Raw genomic sequence first — 5,376 nt, forward strand, 5'->3', positions numbered from 1 at the left:
ATTCAGTTCAACAATCATCTGTTTAAAATTTTCTTCATATCGGGTCATAAAAATTCATCCTCTCGTAGATAAGTTTAATTTATTCTTGTCTCTACGAAAAGCTGTCTAAGATTTGATACTAACACCACTGTTAGGTTAAGTTTCAATTCTTAGAAAAACAGAGTCTTAACTATTCCTTAGCTCTTTTAGCAACTGATTAATTTCGCTAACTGTTTTCAAGTAATCTTTGTAAGTAATAAACCATATTGCCACAAATAATATGCCAAATATTGCTATTGATGCTAGCATTGATAGGCTGAATAAAGAAAACCAGTTAGCAATAAGCCCAACAAGTATATAGAATAGGATAGATACCATAATAAACAATAGAAATTGCAGTTGAATTGACCAATGTCTGACATAGTGAATATTTCCCATCAATCCGATACCTAGTCCCAGTAATAAATTATAGATTGCATCAGGATCATAAAAAATATTTCCTACAGTGTAAATTAAACTTGCACTCGACATACTAACAAAAATATTTTTCATTCTATCTTCCCTCACTTTGTAATAATTTTGTTTTTAAATCAGTTAATAATCGACGAGAAATTGGAACAGTCTCCCACTCTTTAAAATTGCTAATGTTTGTCCGGTAAAATGATATTGTAAACTTAAAATTTTTTTTAAGTTAACTGCATAAGATTTACCTGTTTGAAAAAATATTTCAGAATCTAATCCATCTAAAACTTTGTAAAATCGCTCTGCAACTACTTACTCTTTTCTTTCTGTAAAAAGAGTTACAAGTTTTCCTCTAACATCAACGTATTCGATATCGTTTTGGTTGATTTTATATAAATCACGATGAATGTCTGTAAAAACATAAAAATTTTGTTCTTGAGTAACAGAATAAGCCTTTACATACTGAATAAGTTGGACGCAAGAAGTATCTAACACTGGACTTAAGATTGAAACTTGCAACTCCGAATATGCGTCTGAAATATCTACCATAGATTCCATTTGCCGACCTCCTTTACACTAAGACACAGCAGAAATAGACCTATTTGAATAGAATCAGAACAACTGGTTAAGAAATAGGAATAAGTGGTTATATATTAATTATTTGATAATCTCAACTTTACATAATTTTCCTTGTACTAACTTAAAATTTAAACTCCTCTCAATTATAGAAAATGAGTTATAATATATATAACCATAGGCAAACGTTCTTAATAAATCGCACATGAGAACTTAGCATAGAGAGGATGAGCAGTATGTTAGAGACCACAGTCGGAGTATTTTGTTTGATATTAGGTTGCTATCAAGCGTATAGAACGTACAAATCATTTAATTTTGCTAAAGAACACGGGAATCAGAATACTTCTGCATTCTTACCGCTCGCACTTTGGAGTGGTTTAATTTTCAGCTTTGCGTTAATTATTATGGGAATTTCATTTGTTTTCAAGTTAACCTAATCCAACTTTTCTTTTATCTGATATAACTTATTTTAAAATCAAGTCAATGCCATTTGTGTCAAAATTATCTTTTCAAACAATTAAAGTAACCCCTCTATTATCAGGGTATACTCTTCCTAATAAATATAGGCTATTTTCCCAAGTGAAATCAGACATAGTAAGATTTTAAAGGTCTTAGTGGTAGAATTCTACCACTAAGTTTTTTAAATCCACAATTATCAAAATACTAAGGAGATATTATGAAAAAAAAATACATCGCTATAATAATTCTTCCAATAGCCATCTTTGCTATTTATATAGCAGCTTTTTCTTTCAAAAATACACTAGATAAACAAGATTATTTTAAAGTTCCAAATTCGGTCGATCAAGTAGTTATTACATCAGCTAATTATTCTTTGCCACCTGAATATGCTGAAGAAACATGTAAGACTTATACATCAAAAAAAGATGTAAATAAATTTGTAGAAATATTTGATTCGTTAAGTTTAGGAGAAGTAGATAATAGTAACTTGGTTGGGGGCGAAACTATTAGTGTAGATTTTTATAAAACTGGCCAAAAAGTTAGGTCGTATACTTTCTATAATGATAATGTTCTAAAGAATAATAAAACTTATTCTGTTAAAGGAAGTACCATAAATAAATTTTTAGATGAAATGAAAGAATCTAGTTAACATGGAAATCAAATATAGTTTCTGTTATTTAACTGTTTAATAGACATAATGACTATTATAAAAAGATACTTTATTCATAATATGATAGCGTTTTAAAGATAAAAAGAGTAGACTGAAATTGAATCTATAAAAGGGGGAGTGGAGGATGAAAAAAGTATATTTAGTAGCCGTACTACTAGTTTCAATCCTAATTGTTTCAGGATGCACAGCAGATACTGACAGAACTATTGATACTTCAGTATCAATAACTAATTCTGTAGAAAATTTTGATGCTTCTTCAAACCAATATACAAGTAAAGTTTATTCTAACAAAGAAGACATATCCGATACATTAGAAGTGGATGGAGAGAAACTAACTCTTCGGTATATAGCCAAAGAAGATCAGCAAGATCTCTATACGGCGTACTACGAATAAACAAAGAAAAGCCCGCTCATTTATTATTACAAATGGGCTTATACTTTAAATAATTATTTTTATACTTACTAAGAAATTTGAACCTCTGTTGTGTGTTCCTAGCATTCCTTATTGCAGCGGCGAATACTTAATTTTTCGTCTTATTTCCCCTCTTCTAATGGTCGGACAGTGGCACGTCCGCTTGTTCCAAACAAAAAGGCACTCAATTAGCTTTAATTGAGTGCCTTTATAAATCAAGTCCTTGAATTCTTCTTCTAGATTTACTATAATTAGATACGAACTTCAATAAAGAAGTGGTACTATTAATAGTAAAAGCTAGAATGTTAGAAGTGGTTTTGATTGATAGGTCTGTATCAATTAAAGCTCTTAAATAAGGATTGGTAGTCCTTACTTAAGCTAACGTTCTATTTTTTGCTTTTTTTCTGGTAATATTAAATTGTATGATAGTTTTAGATTACGCTTTAGGCGTTGGGATTGCAACCTTTTTATTTAACTTTTATTTACTTTACGATAAAATGATAGTGTTCTCAAAAAAGTGCTTACTAGTCAATTTTAATTTAGAAGGGAGATTACTACATGAAAAGAAAATTGTTTTTTGGTATATTGTGTATTATCGGGATAAGTATTTTTTTTAAAGGAGATTATGTGATAGCAACGTCTACAAATATCCCAGTGCATTGGGATATGGGTAACAACATCTTAAGACAATACGAAAATATTCTTACTGATGATGACAAATCAAACTTAAATAACTTTGGGTTCATTCCTTTGAAAATTCTAACGGATTCTTCTGTAGATCAGTTCAGTTATAATTCACAAAAAGAAGGAAATATATTTGGAATACAGTATATTAATACAACAGATTTAACTATCAATGGTCAAGTACAGGATTTTAGATATCTAACTCAGAGCACTGCAGGAGGAGTTCCCGGCATGCTCTCAGAATATGAAAATACTTTAAAAATTAGAAACATTTCAATAAACAACATTGGTTCAGATTCAACTGCATCTATTGGTCATAGGGATTTAAATTTTTTAACTGACATGATTAATCTCGAAAATGTTTCTTTAACCTTTGGAAATAGTCGTTCTGAAATTTCGATACCTTTGACTGATATTAGTGCATTAGACAAACTACCCAATTTGAAAACGGTTAACATTTACACAAAAGGCGACCTTGCTCCAATTTACTTACGTGAGGGAACTACCTCATATGATTTACCATTTCCTTTAAGATTATCTTCACATTTCAACATTGAAGACTTTTCTTTTACGGGGCAAGGATTGTCTGTAGATAGAAACTCAGGATATTCTATGGAGCAACCACTTACTCTAAAAAATATAAGTAGTGGCCAAGAATACATTAATTTGTCATTTAGTAACCATAATCTAGAAAATTCTAGATTTAATTATTCAGCAGAATTATATATTCCAATTATTTGGGTATAATTGGTTAACATCTTGAGTTTTACAAAATTAACTCTTTCATATATTATTTTAATAAAATTTTCGTCTGATATAATTTTATTTGACTAGTGCACATAAAGTAAAAAAAGGATAAAACTTCATACATTTTGTAAAGAATACATTAAAAAACCACTCTCCTTATTTGATTTAAAGAGAGTGGTTTTTCTTCATAATGATGATCAAATTGCTTCTTTTCAAAAATTACACGAATGAGAAACTTCTTTATTGATGTCAGGACTATTAGTATTATCACACGCTGCAATTTCATTTGGGTTGATGAATGAAATTCCTGAGTAATGATCCATTAAGCGTTGACCTTACCATTACGCACAGTTTCCGCAAGTATGTTCTACAACATTATGTTTTAATTCAGCCATGATTATTCCCTCCTAGTTTTTCTATTTTCATTTATCACCTTACTTTAACTAGAGTTGTATTACCAACACAAACATGAACTCAAATTTTAAAAGAGTTATTTAACTGCTTAGTAGACATAATGTGCATTAAACAAAGTAGCCCGCCAGATCAACCTCTAGCGGGCGTTTGCTTGTGAATTTTTAGAATCGAGCTGTTTTGACATTTTAAAACTTGAAAAGGACGCGATTCCTCCCTCAAAAAAGTTTGTGAAATTTTTTGAGTAGTAAAGTAGAGTCTTGTTATAAAAAGAGGGACAGTTGTTAAAGCGAATTGCAACATATTAAATATTTTTAGGAGATATTTTAATTATGCCCTGTCCCTCCTTACTAGTATATCATGAATCTAGTTACGCTTATGAATTCTTTGTTTTAACGAGTTCAAGTAGTCTACATCGGTCACACTGTTAATATGGTGACGTACCAAATTATATATAGTAGTAGAAGGCAGTACAGATAGGTAATAAGCTTCCTCAGAAATAGTAGGAATAAATTTTCGTGCCAGGGCTGTGCCAGCAATTTCTACTTTATCTACCTTAATCAGTTTTCTTTTCAAAAGTTTGGTAATGACAGCTGCAATAGTATTCTTACTCTCATCTGGTAATAATAAAGTAACGTCCGATACGGACAAGCACTGTTCACTACGCCAAAAAACCTGTACTACTTGTTTTTCTTTAATTGTAAGATGTTCCATGCTATCACTTTCTTTCCATATGTTAAGTTTTGTGCTAAAATAGAAGTAACAAAAGAGGACATACGTCAATATGCCCTCCAAGTAGAACCGTTTAAGACGGTAGCAAAATTGGTTTAAAAAGTAACCGTGATCTCACCAAAGATTAGACGGTTACTTTTTTTTGTCGTTTTTAAGCAAGTCCACAATCAATTTTATCAAGGCAATGGTAAACATACCAAAACTCAATAACAATTGAATTGTCTCTAATGCAGACAAAAGGCTT

At 30.7% G+C, this 5,376-nt stretch carries 7 protein-coding genes and 1 pseudogene; 3 read left to right on the forward strand and 5 right to left on the reverse strand.

The window, feature by feature from the left end; all coding sequences use genetic code 11:
* Positions 1-165 precede the first annotated feature (165 nt).
* The 3 genes and pseudogenes from AC1Z3S_RS19770 to AC1Z3S_RS19780 all read right to left on the reverse strand — a co-directional run bounded on the left by AC1Z3S_RS19770 (position 166) and on the right by AC1Z3S_RS19780 (position 999).
* Positions 166-531: a DUF3021 family protein gene (locus AC1Z3S_RS19770; RefSeq protein WP_461741802.1), complete on the reverse strand. Its 366-nt coding sequence runs from the start codon at positions 529-531 to the stop codon at positions 166-168.
* 42 nt (positions 532-573) lie between these two features.
* Positions 574-732, reverse strand: a pseudogene (locus AC1Z3S_RS19775) (LytTR family transcriptional regulator DNA-binding domain-containing protein); the annotation flags it as partial.
* Between the two features lie 21 nt (positions 733-753).
* Complete coding sequence (locus AC1Z3S_RS19780; RefSeq protein ID WP_461741803.1) at positions 754-999, reverse strand: hypothetical protein; 246 nt, start codon at positions 997-999, stop codon at positions 754-756.
* A 694-nt stretch (positions 1,000-1,693) separates the two neighbouring features.
* Here AC1Z3S_RS19780 and AC1Z3S_RS19785 point away from each other — a divergent pair.
* The 3 genes from AC1Z3S_RS19785 to AC1Z3S_RS19795 all read left to right on the forward strand — a co-directional run bounded on the left by AC1Z3S_RS19785 (position 1,694) and on the right by AC1Z3S_RS19795 (position 3,989).
* The gene (locus AC1Z3S_RS19785; protein WP_461741804.1) at positions 1,694-2,125 is read left to right on the forward strand and encodes a hypothetical protein; all 432 of its coding nucleotides are present in this window, start codon (positions 1,694-1,696) and stop codon (positions 2,123-2,125) included.
* A 145-nt stretch (positions 2,126-2,270) separates the two neighbouring features.
* Positions 2,271-2,540 carry a hypothetical protein gene (locus AC1Z3S_RS19790; RefSeq protein ID WP_461741805.1) on the forward strand — a complete coding sequence of 90 codons (270 nt, stop codon included), beginning with the start codon at positions 2,271-2,273 and terminating at the stop codon, positions 2,538-2,540.
* Between the two features lie 576 nt (positions 2,541-3,116).
* Entirely contained in the window at positions 3,117-3,989 is an 873-nt protein-coding gene (locus AC1Z3S_RS19795; protein ID WP_461741806.1) for a hypothetical protein, read from the forward strand.
* Between the two features lie 777 nt (positions 3,990-4,766).
* Here AC1Z3S_RS19795 and AC1Z3S_RS19800 read toward each other — a convergent pair.
* Together AC1Z3S_RS19800 and AC1Z3S_RS19805 are read right to left on the reverse strand one after the other, a co-directional pair.
* Entirely contained in the window at positions 4,767-5,114 is a 348-nt protein-coding gene (locus AC1Z3S_RS19800; RefSeq protein WP_461741807.1) for a BlaI/MecI/CopY family transcriptional regulator, read from the reverse strand.
* Positions 5,115-5,264: 150 nt separating this feature from the next.
* Positions 5,265-5,369, reverse strand: coding sequence for a putative holin-like toxin (locus AC1Z3S_RS19805; protein WP_461741716.1), 105 nt, complete (start codon positions 5,367-5,369; stop codon positions 5,265-5,267).
* Positions 5,370-5,376 lie beyond the last annotated feature (7 nt).

This window comes from Enterococcus sp. LJL90 (assembly GCF_056924355.1).